General features: G+C 59.1%; 16 protein-coding genes and 1 pseudogene. 7 read left to right on the top strand and 10 right to left on the bottom strand.

Going from position 1 to position 17939, the window contains the following annotated elements; all coding sequences use genetic code 11:
* Positions 1 to 38: 38 nt before the first annotated feature.
* The gene (locus GIW79_RS17235; protein ID WP_236454245.1) at positions 39 to 1250 is read right to left on the bottom strand and encodes a multidrug effflux MFS transporter; all 1212 of its coding nucleotides are present in this window, start codon (positions 1248 to 1250) and stop codon (positions 39 to 41) included.
* A gap of 157 nt (positions 1251 to 1407) precedes the next feature.
* Here GIW79_RS17235 and GIW79_RS29830 point away from each other — a divergent pair.
* Positions 1408 to 2163 (top strand): annotated as a pseudogene (locus GIW79_RS29830) (MCP four helix bundle domain-containing protein); the annotation flags it as partial.
* Complete coding sequence (locus GIW79_RS29825) at positions 2158 to 3021, top strand: methyl-accepting chemotaxis protein (RefSeq protein ID WP_370694803.1); 864 nt, start codon at positions 2158 to 2160, stop codon at positions 3019 to 3021. The pseudogene GIW79_RS29830 and the gene GIW79_RS29825, both read left to right, overlap by 6 nt.
* 118 nt (positions 3022 to 3139) lie before the next feature.
* Here GIW79_RS29825 and GIW79_RS17225 read toward each other — a convergent pair whose 3' ends face one another.
* Positions 3140 to 3478 (bottom strand): hypothetical protein, encoded by a 339-nt coding sequence (locus tag GIW79_RS17225; protein ID WP_057975923.1) that lies wholly within the window; start codon positions 3476 to 3478, stop codon positions 3140 to 3142.
* A 746-nt stretch (positions 3479 to 4224) separates the two neighbouring features.
* Between GIW79_RS17225 and GIW79_RS17220 the strand changes: the two genes are divergently transcribed.
* From GIW79_RS17220 to GIW79_RS17200, 5 genes are all read left to right on the top strand, one after another.
* Positions 4225 to 5058 (top strand): phytanoyl-CoA dioxygenase family protein, encoded by an 834-nt coding sequence (locus GIW79_RS17220; RefSeq protein WP_054896447.1) that lies wholly within the window; start codon positions 4225 to 4227, stop codon positions 5056 to 5058.
* A gap of 13 nt (positions 5059 to 5071) precedes the next feature.
* Positions 5072 to 5488: a RidA family protein gene (locus tag GIW79_RS17215; RefSeq protein ID WP_054896446.1), complete on the top strand. Its 417-nt coding sequence runs from the start codon at positions 5072 to 5074 to the stop codon at positions 5486 to 5488.
* Between the two features lie 90 nt (positions 5489 to 5578).
* Positions 5579 to 6241: a TetR/AcrR family transcriptional regulator gene (locus tag GIW79_RS17210; protein ID WP_054896445.1), complete on the top strand. Its 663-nt coding sequence runs from the start codon at positions 5579 to 5581 to the stop codon at positions 6239 to 6241.
* A gap of 186 nt (positions 6242 to 6427) precedes the next feature.
* Positions 6428 to 7912 carry a flavin monoamine oxidase family protein gene (locus GIW79_RS17205; protein WP_054918971.1) on the top strand — a complete coding sequence of 495 codons (1485 nt, stop codon included), beginning with the start codon at positions 6428 to 6430 and terminating at the stop codon, positions 7910 to 7912.
* Positions 7912 to 8568, top strand: coding sequence for a c-type cytochrome (locus tag GIW79_RS17200; protein WP_236454250.1), 657 nt, complete (start codon positions 7912 to 7914; stop codon positions 8566 to 8568). The genes GIW79_RS17205 and GIW79_RS17200 overlap by 1 nt, the downstream gene beginning before the upstream one ends.
* An 88-nt stretch (positions 8569 to 8656) precedes the next feature.
* Here GIW79_RS17200 and GIW79_RS17195 read toward each other — a convergent pair whose 3' ends face one another.
* The 8 genes from GIW79_RS17195 to GIW79_RS17160 form a co-directional block, all read right to left on the bottom strand.
* On the bottom strand, positions 8657 to 9319 hold the full coding sequence (locus tag GIW79_RS17195) for a hypothetical protein (RefSeq protein ID WP_236454252.1): 663 nt from the start codon (positions 9317 to 9319) through the stop codon (positions 8657 to 8659).
* Between the two features lie 39 nt (positions 9320 to 9358).
* Positions 9359 to 10015 (bottom strand): c-type cytochrome, encoded by a 657-nt coding sequence (locus GIW79_RS17190; protein ID WP_089041693.1) that lies wholly within the window; start codon positions 10013 to 10015, stop codon positions 9359 to 9361.
* Positions 10016 to 10024: 9 nt separating this feature from the next.
* Positions 10025 to 11497, bottom strand: a complete 1473-nt coding sequence (locus GIW79_RS17185; RefSeq protein WP_054896440.1) for a flavin monoamine oxidase family protein — start codon at positions 11495 to 11497, stop codon at positions 10025 to 10027.
* A 191-nt stretch (positions 11498 to 11688) separates the two neighbouring features.
* The gene (locus GIW79_RS17180; protein ID WP_054896439.1) at positions 11689 to 13056 is read right to left on the bottom strand and encodes an NAD(P)/FAD-dependent oxidoreductase; all 1368 of its coding nucleotides are present in this window, start codon (positions 13054 to 13056) and stop codon (positions 11689 to 11691) included.
* An 11-nt stretch (positions 13057 to 13067) separates the two neighbouring features.
* Complete coding sequence (locus GIW79_RS17175; protein ID WP_089041691.1) at positions 13068 to 14306, bottom strand: thiolase family protein; 1239 nt, start codon at positions 14304 to 14306, stop codon at positions 13068 to 13070.
* 13 nt (positions 14307 to 14319) lie between these two features.
* Positions 14320 to 15879, bottom strand: coding sequence for an AMP-binding protein (locus tag GIW79_RS17170; RefSeq protein ID WP_054896437.1), 1560 nt, complete (start codon positions 15877 to 15879; stop codon positions 14320 to 14322).
* Positions 15880 to 15889: 10 nt separating this feature from the next.
* A complete protein-coding gene (locus GIW79_RS17165) occupies positions 15890 to 17023 on the bottom strand; it encodes a saccharopine dehydrogenase family protein (protein WP_054896436.1) in 1134 nt (377 codons plus the stop codon).
* A 54-nt stretch (positions 17024 to 17077) separates the two neighbouring features.
* A partial coding sequence (locus GIW79_RS17160; protein ID WP_236477392.1) for an acyl-CoA dehydrogenase family protein occupies positions 17078 to 17939 on the bottom strand: 862 nt, incomplete at its 5' end.

Genomic DNA, 17939 nt, shown 5'->3' with positions numbered 1-17939 from the left:
CCTGCGAAGAGGGCCTCACAGGCGACCAGGATGTTGGATCAGGAGGGTGGCGGCACGCTTGAGGCTAGGTGAGCTGGCAAGCGGCGCAAGGTCCACAGCGTGGTAACCATCGCGGCAAGCGCACACAGCGCAATGCCGATCAACATCGGCGCTGGAGTATGATCGGCGAACACGCCCACCAAGGTCATCGCCACAGCCGCTGTGACCATCTGGATCGCACCCAGCAGTGCAGACGCAGAACCCGCCACCGCACCATGATCCTCCAGCGACAGCACCCCGGCCGCCGGCAATAGCAGGCCAAGAAAGCCAAAACCGATAAACAGCAGGCCCATCATCAAGGCCAGGCTGTCACCCCACAGCGTAGTAGCCGCCAGCAAGCTCATGACCGCCGCCACGCCCACCACCGACCAGCGAATCAACGGCGCCAGGCCAAAGCGGGCGCTGAGGCGGGCGGTCAATTGGCTCATGGCGAAAAACGAGGCCGCGTTGAGCGCAAAGCACAGGCTGAACTGGGTCGGTGTCAGGCCAAAAAACTCGATGTACACGAAGGGCGCGCTGCCGATGAACACGAAGAAGGTGGCCAGACCAAACCCGCACACCACCGACAAGCCCGTAAAGACCGGGTCGCGGAGGAGGGCGCCATAACTGCCGAACGCCTGGCCCAGTGTCTTGCCCAGGCGGCGCTCGGCCGGGTGGGTTTCTGGCAGTTGTACTGCGGTCATCACCAGACACAGCACGGCCACCACCGCCAACACGGCAAACACTTCGCGCCAGCTCCAGATCGAAATCACCAGGCTACCGGCCAGTGGCGCGAGGATCGGCGAAACACTCATCACCAGCATCAACAAAGCCATCAGACGCGCCGCTTCATGGCCGGTGTACAGGTCACGGACAATCGCCCGTGGGATCACCATGCCCGCACAGGCACCGAACGCTTGTATGGCTCGAAAGCCGATCAGCACTTCGATCGTCGGGGCCAGTGCGCAGCCGACGCTGCCAATGGCAAAGATCACCAAACCTGCATAAATCGGTGGTTTACGCCCGAACACATCGCTGAGTGGGCCGTAGAACAACTGGCACACGCCGATAATCATGAAGAACACCGTCAAACTCATCTGCACGGCCGCCGGCGAGGCCTGGAGGCTGGCGCCCAGGGTCGGCAGCGCCGGCAGGTAGATGTCGATGGCAAACGGGCCGACGGCGGTGATCAAGCCCAGCAACAGGGCGAGACGGGCGATACGTTGAGGCATTTGGCAGATCCAGGTAGAGCAACGGACGGTCAGCTTAAGGGAACCGCGCAGATCCGCAAACTTAGGCTTCACTAACAAGCAACAGCTGCCGATACAGCTAGCAGCGACATTGAAACGGTTGGGCTCCCAACCGGCGGTCCTGGCACGGGGTACCACTATGACGATCAAATTACGCTTGGTGCTGTTGATTGCGACCGGGTTGCTCACCGCTTTGATCATGAGCCTGGCTGGCTACCTGGGCAATACGCGGATGGCCGATGCGGTACAGGACAACGACGTCAGCATGACGGTACTGCGCAACCACATGGAAGCCGACATGATGCACGACGCCCTGCGTGCGGATGTACTGTCGGCGATGTTGGTCGGGCTGGGCAAAAGCACCAGTACGCCGGCTGAGGTCAACAGCTCGATCAAGGAGCATGCCGAGCATTTTCGCGAGGTGCTGGCGGACAATCTCAAGCTGCCGTTGGACGCCTCGATCAAGGCCAGCCTGGAAAAAATCAAACCCAGCCTGGACACCTACATCAGTGCCGGCGAGCGCATCGTCGCGCTGGCCCTGGAGAATCCAGAGGCCGCACGAGGGGAACTGCAGACCTTCAATGCCGCGTTCAGCCAGTTGGAAGAACAAATGGCGGCGTTGAGCGAACTGATCGAAAACAATACCCAACTCACCAGCACCGGTACCCGGCAAACCATCAGTAACGCTAACCGGACCTTGATTATTGTATTGGGGGCGAGCCTGCTGTTGCTGCTGGCACAAGGACGTTGGGTGACCCTGAGCATCATGGGGCCGTTGCGCACCGCCAGCCGTATTGCCCAGAGCATTGCCCATGGCAACCTGAGCGAGCCGATTGCCGAACCCAAGAACCAGGACGAAGCCAGTGCACTGATTCGCAGCCTGGCGACGATGCAGCGGGATTTGCGCGGCATGATCGAAGTGGTTCGCAGCAATGCCCATGGCGTCAATGGCATGAGCGAGCGCCTCAGCCAGGGTTGCCATGAAGTGGCAGGCAGCAGCCAGCAACAAAGCGTCGCCGCCAGCACCATGGCCGCCGCCGCGAGCGAAATGACCGCGAGTATCGAAGAAATCACCCGTCACGCCCAACGTGCCCTGGACATGGCCAGTCAGGCTGAAACCCTGGCCAAGGACGGCGGCCGGGTTATCCACCAGGTGGTCAGCGACATGGATGGCATCGCCCGTTCTGCCCAACAGTCAGCCCAAGTGATTCGCACGCTGGACAAGGAGTCCGAGGCGATCTACAGCATTATCCAGGTGATCAAGGGGATTGCCGACCAGACCAACCTGCTGGCCCTGAACGCCGCCATCGAAGCCGCCCGCGCCGGTGAACAAGGGCGCGGCTTTGCGGTGGTCGCCGATGAAGTGCGCAGCCTGGCCGGACGCACCAGCGCCTCCACCCAGGAAATCGCCAGCATGGTCGGGAGTATCCAGCAAAACACCCGTGAAGCGGTGATCAGCATGGAGGAGGGCGTTGCCCAAGTGGACAAGGGCATGGCGGTGACTGCCGAAGTGGAACGCGCCATTCGCGAGATCCTCCAGGCCACGCTGAGCACCACTGAATTGGTCAACGATATTTCCCGCACTATTAGTGAGCAGAGCCTGGCCAGTAATGAGATTGCTCATCAGGTGGAGAGGATTGCGGGAATGTCGGAAAGTAACAGTCGGGTGATTGGCGAGACGGCGTCGACGACGGATGAATTGTCGAGTTTGGCGGGGAAGCTTTCGCAGTCGGTGGATCGGTTTAGGCTTTGATGGATAACGATCAGATATAACTAAACTAAATAGTTATTTAGTTTAGTTATAATGCATGTAAATCTATGGAGGCGGAGGGACCAGAATTCATGGTCCCTCCATCTAATTTACGCGTGTGTCACCAGGTTCGTTGGGTAACACGGCCCAGACTGTGGTCGAATTCGCCTTGGCTCACCGTAACCGGTGCACCAATGCTCAAATCATCCGAATCTCGCTGCCAAAGCCTGAAAATCGGTTTGCCGGCCAGCTCCAAAACTACTAGGTCATCCTGGGTGGGTGGACCGACAATACTGTATTCCTCAGTGATGCCTGGGTATCCAAAGCTAACTGAAGCTGTGCCTTGATCAAAATCAGCGATTCGTTTTGGCTCAACATGAGCATCGACTTCAAGTGTGAAAATGTCCTTTTCCATTGAGTCTAATTTGTTGGTGCGCGTGAAGGACAACTTGAATTTCATCCATGACCTCAATTATCGGTAGCTGTGGTTTGAGCGTGTAGATTCTCATGACGTGCTCGGATAAGCCAACCGTGACGGAGTTGTCGTCAGGTGTCGCGAGCCTGTTTGACTTACGCTTTACTGATATCCAGGTACGGGTGGCTGCCAAGTGATCGAAGCCTGTGCCAGGCTCGAAATCTCATCACCAGAGCCCCCCAGTCCCGTAAATGATGGTACGCATAATGTATATTATGTTAAACGACAGACCATGTTAGAAATGTTCATAAGCCACGTAAGTCACTGATTCGACAAATTCTTTTTTACGCCTACTCTCTCAATGAGCCATGTCCATAGTGCTCATGACGAGTCCTCTTCAGGTCAACGACTACCGCTGCTCGGGCAAGCTGGTGACGCGCGCCGTTGCCCATGCTTGTCCGCTCATGTACGTCCAACTCAAACTCAGGCGCCGCGTTTTCAATACTGCGGCGGCGCATCTACGAGCGATCCAGGCTTTCTATAGCTACGCAAAAAGCCGATGCCTGGATAAGGGCTGTGCGCTCAGACAAGGTGATGCTTGGCACCGAGTGGGGACTGCGCAGCTGAAACCCTCATCTTTGATCGTGACGGCGCCGTTGCTGGTATGCACAGATCTTCAAGATTCTGTCATCGTAATGGCTCTTCATAATTAACATAACTGCCGTTGTGTTTAATTTTGAGGGCTGCTAGCATCGAAATTGCCACGTGGCATTTTCGAGGAGAAAGCTCTCATGCAACTCTCTGTGCGAAAGGCGTTCCTGGAAGACGGGGCCGTCCTGATCAAAGGTTTTCTGAACAAAGATCAATTGGCTGAGTGCCGGGCAGCCTATGACTGGGCAGTCGAGAATCACGGCCCTCATGCAACCCGAATGTTCGACGGGACTGAGCAACAGTCCCATGTTGACAATGCCAACCCCGTCGCCAAAGCCCGTCTTGAAGAACTCGTAACCTCCCTGCCCTTTGGCCAGCTGTTTGCGCAGCTCTGGGGCTCGGAAAACGTGTGGTACTTCGCCGAAGAGGTGTTTCTCAAAGCAGGTGGGCGCGGATCTCGCACGCTTTGGCATCAGGACACGTCTTATCTACCATGGGCCGGAAGCCACTGGGCCAATGCCTGGATCAGTTTTGAATCAGTGCCGAAGAAAAACGCTTTGGAAATCGTTCGAGGTTCGCACAAAGGACCACGCTACGACGGCACTACGTTTCGCGATCCTAACGATCCGACTCAACCGCTGCATGGCGGCGACGCATTACCACGCCTGCCGGATATCGAGGCGCTGCGCCAAAACGATCCCGAATCATTCGACATCATTTCGTGGGCTACCGAGCCTGGCGATATCGTCTTGCTGCATCCGGGTTCACTGCATGGTGGCGCTCCAGTGGATGAAGCTTTCCCGGATCGTCACACCTTCGTTTTCCGTTTCTTTGGCGACGACGCCACCTTCCATCCTTTACCAGAAAACAGCGCGAGCGGTTACCCGCAGCAAGGCGTGCTGTTTACTGAAGAGCTGTCGACCCTGAAAGCGGGAGACGGCTTCCGCCACCCAACGTTCCGCCAATTAATATAAAAGGAGCATTGCCATGAACACTCAAGTCCTGCAGCGTCAGTCCTTCAACCCTGGTCACACCCAGGCAATCTACGACAACTTCCACTTTTCCCAGGCAACACGCGTCGGCAACATGATCTGGGTGTCCGGCCAGGTCGGTATCGACGAGGCCATGGTTCCCGCCGAAGGCATCCAGGCGCAATCCCATCTGGCGTTTCAGTCTTTGCGGACCATCCTCGAAGCTGCCGGCGCAAGCCTGGCTGATGTCGTCGAGTTGATGACGTTTCATACCGATCTGCAGGGCGAAGTGCACGCCTTTGGACAGGTAAAGGACGAATACTTCCCTGAACGTTATCCAGCCTGGACCGCTGTCGGCATTTCACAACTGGCAATGCCGGGCTTGCGCGTGGAGGTTCGGGCCGTCGCGGTGATTGGCAGCGGTCGAATCTGAACGATTGCATGATCGCGACGTGCCAAGCCAAAATGGCGTTCGCAGCCGCTGCCGGCTCAACGCCTTCAACCAACGGAATCACTTTCTCTCATGCATGATGCTCAAGCGCCTTCCACGGATAGTCAGCACTCCAAAGACAGTGATTCAGCGCCCGCCCCACGTCGCGGCCGCCCGGTAGGTAACCGTCTGGAAAAACGCGGTGAACTGTTGACTGCAGCCATCGAAGTCATTGCGCAGGAGGGTTATGCCGGGACGTCTCTGCGCAAAGTTGCCAGCCATGCCGGCTGCACCACGGGCGCCGTGACCTATTACTTTGCCAATAAAGAAGAAATGATCACGGCGGCGGCGCAGAGTCTGTTTGACGAGTTCGATCACTTGCTGGATGCCGATCAGGAAAAAGTCGATATCAGGGCAATGATCGAGCAGTGGTTGAACCTGACTCAAGCCAACGACTCGGCGCGTTGGCTGGCCCTGTTTCAGATGCTTGCACACGCCCGGCACGAACCGGTGTTTGCCGACGTAATCCAGAAACGTTACTCGCGCTTTCGCGAGGATCTCGCAAGCATTCTGGGCAAAGGACAAACCCAGGGCATCATTCGCAAGGACATTGCTGCCGATCTGCTCGCCGATCAGCTCAGCGCGCTGAGTGACGGCTGGATGATGATGTTGCCAATCGAGCCAGAGCGATTTGAAGCCAAACGCAGCAAGGCCTTGATGGATGCGGTCATCACGCTGATCAGCCCCGCTCGCTAAACCCTACCCTGCCCTCAGGCATCCAGAAGATTCGCTTCATTTGCGCAGCGAATCCTGCTTGATGGCGCCCGCCTATCTCTCACCCCCTCGGTTAATCGCCATTGCGCCGATTTCACTTTGCTGAATTCCTGTTCCGTCATATATTTGAATAACATCTGTGATTATAACTAAAAGACGGAGGTGACGATGGATGCGGATCTCGATGAACTGTCGACGCAATCACGACAGCGACGATTGTTATTGCAAGCGGTTGGAGGCTCGGCCCTCGCCGGAGGGCTCGGTGTCACCGGGCGTGCGATGGCGCAAACCCAACCTTTAGACACCTCGATACTGGATGTGGTGATCATTGGCGCAGGCCTGTCCGGGCTTACGTCTGCCAGAGACCTCCAGGCCGCTGGCTGCGAGTCGTTTGTCGTGCTTGAAGCCCGCGATCGCGTCGGTGGTCGCACCCTTAACCATGACCTAGGCAATGGCGTAATCTGCGAGGCCGGTGGGCAATGGATCGGCCCCGGTCAAACGTCAATCGCCGATCTGGCCAGACAGCTTGATGTCGCAACCTTCCCTACGTACTACAAGGGCAAGGCGGTCTATCTGATAGACGAGGTAACAGTCCAAGAGGACGTCAGCGATGGTCCGAATTCCAATACTGACATCGTCGCAAAACTGAACAAACTCGCCGAAGGCGTCCCCAGCAAAGCGCCGTGGAAAGCCAAGGATGCGGGTGAGCTGGACAAACTCTCGATTGGCCAATGGCTGGCCGGGCAAGGCATCAGCAATGTCGACAAGATCGGCTTCAACATGTCCGTGAGCCTCACCTTCGGTACCACGCCGGCCGGCATGGGGCTCCTGCATTACCTGGCGATGATCAACTCCTCTGACTGCCGTCTCGAAAAGCTCGAAGGTGTCCAAGGGGGTGCACAGGAATCACGTTTGGTAGGCGGCTCGCAAATCCTCAGCTTGAAGATGGCGCAAGCTCTCGGAGAAAAAGTCCGATTGGCGTGCCCAGTGCGCAAGATTGTCGGTTGGGATCGTGATGTCGTCGAGTTGCATACCGATCAGGGCATCATGCGCACGCGGCAGGTGATTGCCGCGCTGAGCCCGGCGCTGTGCAATCAGATCGTCTTCGATCCACCCCTGCCCTCCGGGCGTGCCGAGCTGCATCGGCATTGGCCGGCCCATGCACCGATGCGCAAGACCGTGCACGTCTATGAGCGCCCGTTCTGGCGCGACCAAGGCCTCAACGGCCAGATCGTGCAAGTGGAAGGTCCGCTGATCTGGGCCTTTGACAATTCGCCGGAGGACGCCAGCCTGGGTGTGCTCAGCGGCTTCGTCAGAACTGGCCAATTACCCCATGACCCCAAAACCGCGCAGGACACCTTGTCGGCGATCTACGCCAGCGCCATGGGCGAACAAGCCCTGCACCCGATTCAGTTTCATGATCTGGACTGGGGCAAGATCGACCCGTGGAGTTTGAGTTGTATTTCCCCCATGCCTCCCGGTTTCTGGACGCAATGGGGCGAGTATCTGACGCCGGCGGTCGGCCGCATGATCTGGTCGGGTACCGAGACTGCGCAGATCTGGGCCGGGGCAATGGACGGTGCAGTCCGCGCCGGACATCGCGCGGCAATGGAAGCGCTCCAGGCGTTACTTCAACCTCGGAGGAACGCCTGATGAAGCGGATTATGATGGTTGGAGCCATCGTCGTGAGCGCAGCGTTGGCCGGATCAATTGCGATGTATGGACCGGAACTGTGGGCGGGCTATCGTTTCATGCAGGCCGTGGATCAGCACGACGCTGCATACCAGGCCAATGGCGGTGCGTGGCCACAGTTACAGGACACCTGCGCGCTTTGCCATGGCGCTAACGGTCAACCGCGCGACGCTCAATACGCAGCGCTTGCAGGGCAGACCGCAGCGTACATCGAAAACCAGTTGCACGCGTTTGCCGAAGGACGTCGCCACAGCGCACAGATGGAGCCACTGGCGGCCAATCTGACGGACGAGCAGATCAAACGTCTGGCCGCCTATTTTTCCGAACAGAAACCTGGTGTGACTGAAGTCCCGACGAAGGATGATGCGCTGGACCAGCGCAGTCAGCGTGTGGTCGCCGCCAACGGGTGTGCAGCCTGCCACGGCGAAAAACTCTCTGGCGGCCCCCTGGCTCCGCGTATCGCCGGACAAGGGCAGCTTTATCTGAGCGATCAATTGAGCGCTTTCAAGTGTGGCCAACGCACCGATCCGACGCAGGCCATGAATGCCATGGCGGGCACCCTGTCCGATGAAGACATCAAGGCCGTGGCGCATTATCTGGCCAAGCTGAACCCTTGATCCTGCACGGGCAAGGATGCCCCCCGTCCTTCTCTGCATCACGCAAAAAAGCCGCCAGAACGGCGGCTTCGAACACTTCAACTACCCCTCAGCGCGTTTGCAGAGCTGCCATTGCGCCCTTCGCGCGCTCCAGCGCGCAATACGCGTAATACAGGTGCACCAGCAGATAAGCCCAGGTCGTCAGTGCAAGCACGTAGAAGTTCAGCAGTACATTGCTATCGTCGCCGGGGATCTTGTAGAAGTCGTAGATGCACGCAATGGTCAGTGAGGCGAGCATGCCAAACATCACTCCGATCGCGTGCAGTGACTCTCCAACGGTTGCCAGGCGTACTGCGAAATACACCAGGTAGACCGAAAATATCATCCACATCAGCACGTAGAAATACGGTAGGAGCGGGACCAGAACCTTGGCCGAGATCAACGCGAGTGTGCCCAGCAGAGCGCCGGCAAACATCATGAGTTCCTTGCCCACAGACGGCTTGTAGGCATGCGTCACCGCCATCAGCCCGAGCGCGGTAATCAGCGGAATCCCAAAGGCTCTGGAGAACGCGTCGCAAAAGTATGAAATCAGGTACGCATGCTCCGATCCCGTCAGGAAAAAAACCAGGAAGTTTGTTGCGGAAAAGGCAACCACAAACCACTCCAGAGCCAGTAGCAGGTTTCTTTTCTTCAGAAACCTGATGCCGAAGGTCAGCCCATTGGCAAGCAGCAAGAAACAGGCAAGGCACAGCACAATATTTCTCGGTTCCATAACGATAGCCTCGGTACAGCTGACAGATAATTTGATGGATTAGCGGGGTTGAGGAACGAGTGCGGCCAGATAAGCCGCAATCGCTTGGCGCTCCTGCGCTGACAGCGCTGCGGCCATGGCTTGCATGGCACCACTGGGCTCAATGCGCTCGGCGCTGGCAAAAGCGTTGAGCTGGGCCAAAAGGTAGTCCTGCCCTTGTGCAGCCAGGCGTGGGAAGGCGTCTTGGCCCATCAGTTGGGCACCATGGCAGGCGGTGCAGCCTCGGGTTTGCACCAGTTGTTTGCCCTGATCCCTCAGCCCCTCGTCAGGACTGACAGCCGCATGGGCAACGACCGATTGCCGGGCATAAAAATTCGCCAGTAGATCAATATCATCCGGGCTGAGGGTCATCGCCAACGGCCCCATGTTGGGCGCAAGCCGTTGTCCGCTCGCAAAATTGCGCAACTGGGCAGACAGATACGCGGCGGGTTGCCCGGCCAGGCTCGGATACCTCGAGTTCATCGAGTTACCGTGGCTGCCATGGCAACCGGTGCAGGCATCGGTCAGATGGGGCCAGTTTCCGCGTTCGGCCTGGTAGGCCTCAGTGGAGGTGGTGATGTAACTCTGCAGCCGATACAGATCGAGCAGATCGCGGCCAAAAATCGCCAATAGCACCGCAATGACCACGATGACGCCAAGCGCTATGATTTTTTTCATTGCCGCCTCCTACACCCTACGTAATGCGTTGAGCACCTGTAAGGCGCTGTGGCGTCCGGCGCGCACGGCACCGTCCATGTAACCTGCCCAGATGTCAGCGGTTTCGGTGCCCGACCAGAACAGATTGCCGCAGGGCGGACGCAGTGCCTCGCCGTGTGTCGACCAGAAACCGGGGGGAATCGGCGACACGCACGTAATGGTCCACGGGTCGGCATGCGCCCAGTCATGATCGTGATAGGAAACCGGCTCGAGCGCTGCGTCCCCCAGGGCACGTGCATAGATTTCGGTCTGCATACGCTTCGCGGCCTCTAGGTCGGTGGGGGCTGCGGCATTCAAAATGAACGCATTGATCACACCGATTTCGCCGTTTGGCGGCGAGTTGTCGTATGCCCAGATGACCGGCCCACCGACCTGAATGATATGGCCGTTCAAGCCTTTGTCGCGCCAGAAAGGCCGCGGGTAGACCATTGTGGTCTTGCGTGCCGGCGAGTGCGCCGGCCAGGCTCGCTGCAGGGCGGCGCGGGTTTCGGGCAGCGGTGGATCGTACTGCAGGCGTTGGCACAGTGCTGGATGAATCGCCATGATCACGCGCCGGGCGCGGATCTCGCCCTGATCCGTTTGCAGTCTGACGATGTCGCCGTTCCAGTCAGCAATTTTGCGCACCGGGCACGACAAGCGAACCTTGTCACCCAGCAATTGCGCCATTTTGCTGCTGAGAACCTGTGAACCGCCGACGACCCGCGTCCCTTGCGCGCTGTCCTTGATCGAGTCGAGCCGCATGTATTCGCTGCCGGCCGAATTGATCATCGACAGAAAATGCAGAAAGCCCATCTTCGCTGGTGTGACGCCGCAGGTCAGGAGAAAGCTGGCATTCCACCCTGCGCGGTCTTCCGGTTTGATGTTTTGCTGAGCCAGCCAGTCGCCTGCCGAGAGCTTGTCCAGTTCGGCCAGTCGGGGGGATTTCCATGGCGCGCCGCACGGCACATCACGCGACAGCTCGCTGAGTTTTGCCGAGACGCTTTCGTCGGTACCGAAGGTGCCTTTCAAATCGACGGCGACACGTCCATCGCCACCGAGGATCACGGTTTCCCCCTCATAGAAACTGGGAAAGGTGCCGACCTCAAGCTCACGGGCCAGGTCCGCTACGGCGGTTTGTCCGGGGCCGATCCACTGGCCTCCGGCCTCGGAGATATAGCCGGAACCCAAGTCATGATTTAGCGTACGGCCACCGACACGATCACGCGCTTCAAGCACCAGCAGCGACTCGCAACCCGCCAGATGCAGATCACGAGCGGCGGTCAAACCAGCCAGGCCGGCACCGATGATCACCACATCAAACACATCGTCCGGGTTGTCTTTGAGCAGCGCATCGGCGGCAGTGGCCAGGCCAATGTTCAAACCGATCGATCCCACGGCGGCAGTGGCACCGGCCAGTTTGAGTAGTTGCCTGCGCTTCAAATCAGGAGGGGCGTCAGTGCTCATGTTCGTTGCCTCACATCACGTTATTGTTGAATTGAACGCCCGTGGCCGAGCGTGGGTGCGGCAGTAAAAAAGGGGTGACGAAAACGCAAACATTCGTTTGTCTTTCTGCAGGCGAACGCCTACCGGCCCCAGGACTTCAAGGTCAGCGTCATCATGCAAACTCAGCGTGTTGGTTCTATAAGCCTCAGCCGTCAGGCATGAGGGCGCGCAACTTTGCGGTTGGTGTATTCGTCCAGCAGATGTGCCCCTCCCAGCGCCACATTCACGGCGCACCACTGCAGCGGTTCGGGCAGGGTTTTCGGGGTTTTATGCCGCAACGCGGCGAGCAGCGGATGCTCGATACCGCCGATTCTTTCCGCCAGCAGGTGACCGATCAGCGACTGCGATGCGACGCCGTGTCCGGAGCAACCCGCGGTATAGAGAATGTTGTGGTGCGACCCGGTTTCGCCCACCACCGGCAACGCGTCGTAGGCCATGCTGACGTAACCACTCCAGCACGCTTGAATGCCGACACCGCGTAACGTCGGGAAACGCACGCCAAGGTTGTCTTGCAACGCGCGGTAGGTCACCTCATCGGGAATGTTCGGGGTTTTCGAGCCGTAGGCATAACCCAGCCGTTTAGTGGTCATCAGCAGCGTATTGCGTGCGGTCAGGCGATGGCTTTCCATCACCAGGTGCGGCGTGGTCAACCCTTCCCGCCCTGCCCAGCCCAGCGATGCCAACTGCTGTGGTGTCAATGGCTCGGTTTCGACCGCCGACACTCGAAATGGAACGACTTTGTCGCGCAGAAGACCGAGTTGCGGCGTATAGGCATTGGTGGCCAGCACCACTATCGGCGCGCTCGCTTGCCCGCGTGGCGTCCGGCAGGTGATCGTCGACCCGTCGGAGTACGACTCAAGCTTGGTGTTTTCATACAGCCTCACTCCCGCCTGAAGTGCAGCGCGGCGCAGGCCCATCACATATTTGCCAGGGTCCAGCGTACCGCCGTGGCGTTGCAGGCAGCCAAACAGAAAGGCCGGTGGAATGCCCCGCGCGCGCATTTGTGCCTGATCCAGAAACTCGGTTTGCGAACCCAATTCGTGGCCCACGGCCATGCTTTTGCGCAGCCTTTTCTCCTGCGACGGATGGATGCCCGCCCTAATGATGCCCGATGCGTTGTAGTCGCAGTCGATCTCCAATTCGCGTAAGCGACCTTCGACGTAGGCGACAGCTTCGTCATAGAATTTGACGATTTTTTGCGCTTTTTCCTTGCCAACACGTTTCAAGAATAACTCGAACTCAATGCCGACGCTGCCGCCCAGATAGCCGGCATTCCGCCCGCTGGCGCCGAAACCGGCAAACGCCTGCTCCAGCACCACAACCTTGGCCCCTAACGCCGTCAGTTCCAGGGCGGTGGACAGCCCGGCGAAACCGCCACCGATCACGATGACGTCCGCGCTGACATCGCCCTCAAGCTCGGGTTGCAGATCAGCCGGAGTTTCGACCCAGCCACCCAGCCGACGGAAATGCCCGCCGGCGAAGTGGCTTTCCAGCTCTCGTGATTGGTAGGTCATGGACATGTGATGTGCTCCTATTGACTCAGGATGTGAATAGCGACGGCTGCTTCCTCTACACCTTGCAGACCGCCACCGTTTTCCTGGATGGCATGCCGCGCACCGGGTACCTGGCGTGCACCGGCCTCCCCGCGCAACTGGGTGGTCAGCTCGTACAACTGACCGATCCCTGTTGCACCCAGCGGATGGCCCTTAGATTCCAGGCCGCCAGAGGGATTGATCGGCAGGCGACCACCCAGGGTGAAATCGCCGCGTTCGGCACACACCCCACCCTCCCCCAGCGGCGCAAGCCCGAGGTTTTCCGCCTGGATGATTTCGCCCATGGCCGAGGCGTCGTGCACTTCGGCCACGTGCATGTCCTGCGGGCCAAGGCCGGCGATTTCGTAGGCTTCACGCGCTGCCAACAGGCTGACGTGCTTGTGCGGCTCGTCGAGCCCACGCAGGGTGAAGCTGCGGATCACGCTGGCGGCGATCCGCACACAACGTTTCGGGTCGGCACCAATGCGTTTCAATCCCGCCTCGGTACAGAGAATCGCGGCGGCCGCGCCGTCGGATAACGGCGCACACATCGGCAGCGTGATCGGATAAGTGATCGGCGGCGCGGCGAGCACTTCTTCAATGGTGAAGGTCTTGCGAAATTGCGAATACGGGTTGTGCACCGAGTGTTGATGGTTCTTGGCGCACACCGCTGCAATCTGTCGCTGAGTGGTGCCGTAGGTCTTCATGTGCCAGCGACACATGGCGGCATAGATGGCCATGAACTTGCTGTATGGACGATCGGATTCCGAGCCCGGCGGCACCACGATGCCCTCGCCCATTTTCACCAGCGTCGCGTAGTTTTCCTCGGCGGTGGAAACGTCCCAGCCGGTTTCGAACAGGGCCAGCGCCCGCGCCTTGTCCGGCACGTTCATTTTCTCCGCGCCCAACGCCAGGGCTACGTCGGTAGCCCCCGAGCGCAAGCTCTGCACTGCCAGATGAACCGCGGTACTGCCCGAGGCGCAGGCGTTTTCGACGTTGTACACCGGCACCCCTTCGAGGCCGATCTTGCTGCACAGCACCTGCCCGGGAATCGACAGTTGCCCTTGCAGATGACCGTTGGTGATCCCGGCGTAGAACACCGCACCGATATCGGCGCGCAGGGCACCGGAATCGGCGAGTGCGCCTTGCAAGGCCTCCAGCGCCAGATCCTGAAGGCTTCGGTCCAAGTGGCGACCGAACTCGGTCATGGCAATGCCGGCGATGTAAATAGGTTCCATCAGATCATTTCCCTCAGATACGCCGCTCAACGTTTTGCCAGTAATGGGCACGCAGATCTTTTTTCAGTACTTTGCCGACCGGGCTGCGTGGCAATGCATCAATGAAATCCACGGTTTTCGGCGACTTGACCGAACCGAGCCGGGTCTTGCACAGCTCGATCAACTCCTCAGCAGTGACGGTATGCCCGGCGCTCAACTCGACCACGGCCTTCACGCCCTCGCCCCATTGCTCATCTGGCACACCGATGACGGCGCAGTCCTGCACCGCCGGATGACTCCACAGCACTTGCTCGACTTCACTGGGATAAACGTTAAATCCGCCGGAGATGATCATGTCTTTCTTGCGGTCGGTAATGTGCAGGTAGCCGTGCACATCGAAATGGCCGATGTCGCCGGTGTGCAGCCAGCCATCGACGATGGTTTCTGCGGTTTTCTGCGGATCCTTGTAGTAGCCCTTCATCACCAGATCGCCGCGCACACAGATTTCTCCGGTTTGGCCCTGGCCGAGAATGTCTCCGGCGTCGCTGAGAATTTCCACCCGAACCAGCGGATTAGGACGGCCTACCGATGACAAACGCTCGTCCGTTGCAAGACGTCCACCGTGCAAATGTTCGGCGGGCGGCAGGTTGGAAATCGAGGCCGGCGCTTCCGTCTGACCGTAACCGCCGGCCATTACCGGGCCAAAGGTCTCGATGGCTTGCTTGAGCTTGTCCACCGACATCGGTGCCGCGCCGTACAGGAAATACTTCAACGAGCTGAAATCGACCTTCTGCGCCAGATCCGGAACATCCAGCAGTCGATAGATAACCGTCGGCGGTAGAAAGGTCTCGGTGACCTTGTATTTCGGAATCATTGCCAGCATCAGTGCAGGATCCGGCTTAGTAATGATCACCACGGTGCCTCCGCGCGAGGTGCACGGCAGGGACAGCGTGCCGGCGGTATGCGTCATCGGCGCCGCCGCCAGGTTGACCGGCGGATGCTCATCGGCATATGGGAAATTGATCATAAAGTGCGCGCAGAACGTTTGGATGCTGCGATGAGTGTTCATCACCCCTTTCGGCAGCCCCGTGGTGCCGCCGGTTGGCGAGAGCGCCACGACATCATCGAGTTGATACTCGACCTTCGGTGCCGTGGCCGGCTGATCCGCGATCCAGGACTTGAGCGACGGCGCCCCGGGCAAGTGCTCGTCGATGCAGATCCACAACCGGATTTTCGGCAGGCTCGAACGCAACGCGTCGACGATCGGCGCGAACTCTCGTTGAAAAAACAGCACCTCGCAGTCGAAGGCATCGAGCACGTGACGGTTCTCTTCGGCGCTGTTGCGTGCGCCGATGGGAATCCAGCACAGGTTGGCGCGCCAGAGCCCCAGGGTGCAGGTCCAGGCCACCGCATCGTTGGCCGACCAGACTGCGCCCTTGGTGCCGCCGGGCAGGTCGGCGGCTAACAGCGCGTTGGCGATCCGGCTAGACAGGTTGCGGACTTCGGTGAAGGTGAACACCCGATCGTCCTGGATGTACGCCGCGCCGTGCGGATTGATCCGCCAGCCACGGTCGAAGAAATCAATAATCGCCATGTTATTCACTTCACAGTTGAGTAACGGTTGCGCGGGCCAGGCCACGCTGCTCGAGGAAGCCCAGCAGATAGCGATGACCGAAGGCTTTCGAGGCCGAGGCGAAACCGGTTCTGGCGGTGTCGTTATTCAACAGTTTGACCACGGCTGCGGCGTGCAAGGCCCCGGTGGCGATGTAAGGCGTGATGCCATGCACGGTGGCACGCACGGCCGTCAGTTGACCACGACCGATTGCGAAGTCAACGGTGCGTTGCAGAGTGCTGCGTTCACGCGGTGGCATGCTCGGGGTGGTCGATTGCACGAGGCTCTGGATCACCGCGTCCTGCTGTTCTTTGGGCAGGTGCTTGTATTCGGCTTCCCACTTCTCACCCAGGCCGTGGACCATTTTCATCACCGGGTTGTCGTAGAAGCCGACACAGGACATGCAACTGCGTACCCGGCCATCCTCTTCGTAAAATACCGGTAGTGAAGTGCCGCCCCAAGGCAGGCAGAACACAGCTTCCAGCAGATCAGGACAAACCACGTTGAAGCTTGTGTTCGGCGCATAAGGCACCAGTTCCTTCTCCCACAGGTAGGCGCCGGGGTAACGGACGCCCTCGAAAATGGTCGCCGTTGAACCGACAGTCACCCCAGCGGCACCGGTGCGTGGGCCGCGGGTCAGTGTCGCGGTTTCCAGCGAATCGACGCCCGGTGTTTCCAGGGCCAATTCGGCGGCGATCTCGGCGTAGGTGTACATGTACGCCAGCGATGGCGACAGCAGCAGCCCGGCCTGGCGATACAGCTCGCCGAACTGATCACGCAAGGCTCGAATGTGCGCCTGCTCTCCGGCTGGATCCAGATAATGGCAGCCAGCTTTCAAGGCCGCTTCTACGGCAGTCAGGCCAAAATTGATGAACGGGCCGACCGTGTTGCACACCACGCGCGCACCTTTGAAAACCGAGACCAGCGCGTCGACCTCGTGGGCGCATTCAATGATTTCGTAAGTGGCCGACTCCAGGCCGACGACGCGTTGTGCCATCATTTCCTGAGCACGGGCGGCGTTGCGAGCGACGGCGGTGAACGGGATGTGCTGGTCGATCAACCAGTCCATGATCAGCATGCCGGTGTAACCACTGGCGCCATAGACAACGACAGGATATTTGGCCATCGGGATTTACCTCATTTGTTATTGTTGGATGAGTGATGTCGGGTGCATTCAGAATCAGTTGTTAGCCCAGCCTTCGGCGTACAGCTGCTGGGCGAGCAGCCCCAGGCGCATGGTCAGGACCCGGTTTTCGCCGTCCTCGATCAATGACGACTGGGTGTCACGCAAGAGTTTTTCGATCGGGTATTCACGGGTGGTGCCATTGCCACCGAACAGGCGGAAAGCTTCCTGCACAACGGCCATCGCCTCTTCGGTCACCGTGACTTTGGCGGAGGCGGTGGCGTACGGATGGGTTTGCGGCGACAGGCGCGCGAAGCTCAGCGAACGTCGGGCGACCGCACGGGCCGTTTCGACCCGACGCAACATGTCACCCAGGCGCAGACGGGTCATCTGGTGGTCGATCAATGGGTGCCCGCCCTGGCGGCGCTCATGGCAGTACTGCAGGGCCATTTCGAAGGCGGCTCGTGCGACACCGGTAAACACCTGGCCCATGTGGGTGCCAGCGAACGACCAGGAAGAACTGACGGCGCCGTAGTAGTTGTCGCGCTCGGCGATAGCAAAGCGCCGAGGCACTCGTACGCTGTCGAAGTAGATTTCGCCTTGAGGCAAGGATCGCTGCCCGATTTTGTCCAGCGGCTTGCCTTTGGACACGCCCTTCAGATCAAGCGGAATAATCAGCGCAATCCCGTGCGGCCGGCCGTTCTCATCGTAAAAACCGTCACCGTAATCGGCGCAGATCAAGCCCAGTGCCACTTGGGCAATGACGCCGTTGGAGACCCACGCCGAGCTCTGGCCGTTGAGGATGACTTCATCGCCAACCACTTTGGCAGTCAGGTTGCCGATATTGCCGAGCTTGCCCGCTGGCCAGTCTCGCGCCATGTCGAAGATCTGGTTGTCGCTGCCACGGTCGGGTTGGGTG

This window comes from Pseudomonas sp. PA-7-1E (genome assembly GCF_021605325.1).
GTDB classification, from domain to species: Bacteria; Pseudomonadota; Gammaproteobacteria; order Pseudomonadales; family Pseudomonadaceae; genus Aquipseudomonas; species Aquipseudomonas fluorescens_BV.
This window is presented reverse-complemented; position numbering and strand designations above follow the sequence as displayed.

Coding starts and splice junctions, on each gene's coding strand:
- GIW79_RS17205 (WP_054918971.1), top strand. CDS start 6,428: ATGGATGCGGATCTCGATGAACTGTCGACGCAATCACGACAGCGACGA.
- GIW79_RS17225 (WP_057975923.1), bottom strand. CDS start 3,478: ATGAAATTCAAGTTGTCCTTCACGCGCACCAACAAATTAGACTCAATG.
- GIW79_RS17210 (WP_054896445.1), top strand. CDS start 5,579: ATGCATGATGCTCAAGCGCCTTCCACGGATAGTCAGCACTCCAAAGAC.
- GIW79_RS29825 (WP_370694803.1), top strand. CDS start 2,158: ATGCAGCGGGATTTGCGCGGCATGATCGAAGTGGTTCGCAGCAATGCC.
- GIW79_RS17220 (WP_054896447.1), top strand. CDS start 4,225: ATGCAACTCTCTGTGCGAAAGGCGTTCCTGGAAGACGGGGCCGTCCTG.
- GIW79_RS17195 (WP_236454252.1), bottom strand. CDS start 9,319: ATGGAACCGAGAAATATTGTGCTGTGCCTTGCCTGTTTCTTGCTGCTT.
- GIW79_RS17175 (WP_089041691.1), bottom strand. CDS start 14,306: ATGGAACCTATTTACATCGCCGGCATTGCCATGACCGAGTTCGGTCGC.
- GIW79_RS17235 (WP_236454245.1), bottom strand. CDS start 1,250: ATGCCTCAACGTATCGCCCGTCTCGCCCTGTTGCTGGGCTTGATCACC.
- GIW79_RS17165 (WP_054896436.1), bottom strand. CDS start 17,023: ATGGCCAAATATCCTGTCGTTGTCTATGGCGCCAGTGGTTACACCGGC.
- GIW79_RS17170 (WP_054896437.1), bottom strand. CDS start 15,879: ATGGCGATTATTGATTTCTTCGACCGTGGCTGGCGGATCAATCCGCAC.
- GIW79_RS17185 (WP_054896440.1), bottom strand. CDS start 11,497: ATGAGCACTGACGCCCCTCCTGATTTGAAGCGCAGGCAACTACTCAAA.
- GIW79_RS17200 (WP_236454250.1), top strand. CDS start 7,912: ATGAAGCGGATTATGATGGTTGGAGCCATCGTCGTGAGCGCAGCGTTG.
- GIW79_RS17180 (WP_054896439.1), bottom strand. CDS start 13,056: ATGTCCATGACCTACCAATCACGAGAGCTGGAAAGCCACTTCGCCGGC.
- GIW79_RS17215 (WP_054896446.1), top strand. CDS start 5,072: ATGAACACTCAAGTCCTGCAGCGTCAGTCCTTCAACCCTGGTCACACC.
- GIW79_RS17190 (WP_089041693.1), bottom strand. CDS start 10,015: ATGAAAAAAATCATAGCGCTTGGCGTCATCGTGGTCATTGCGGTGCTA.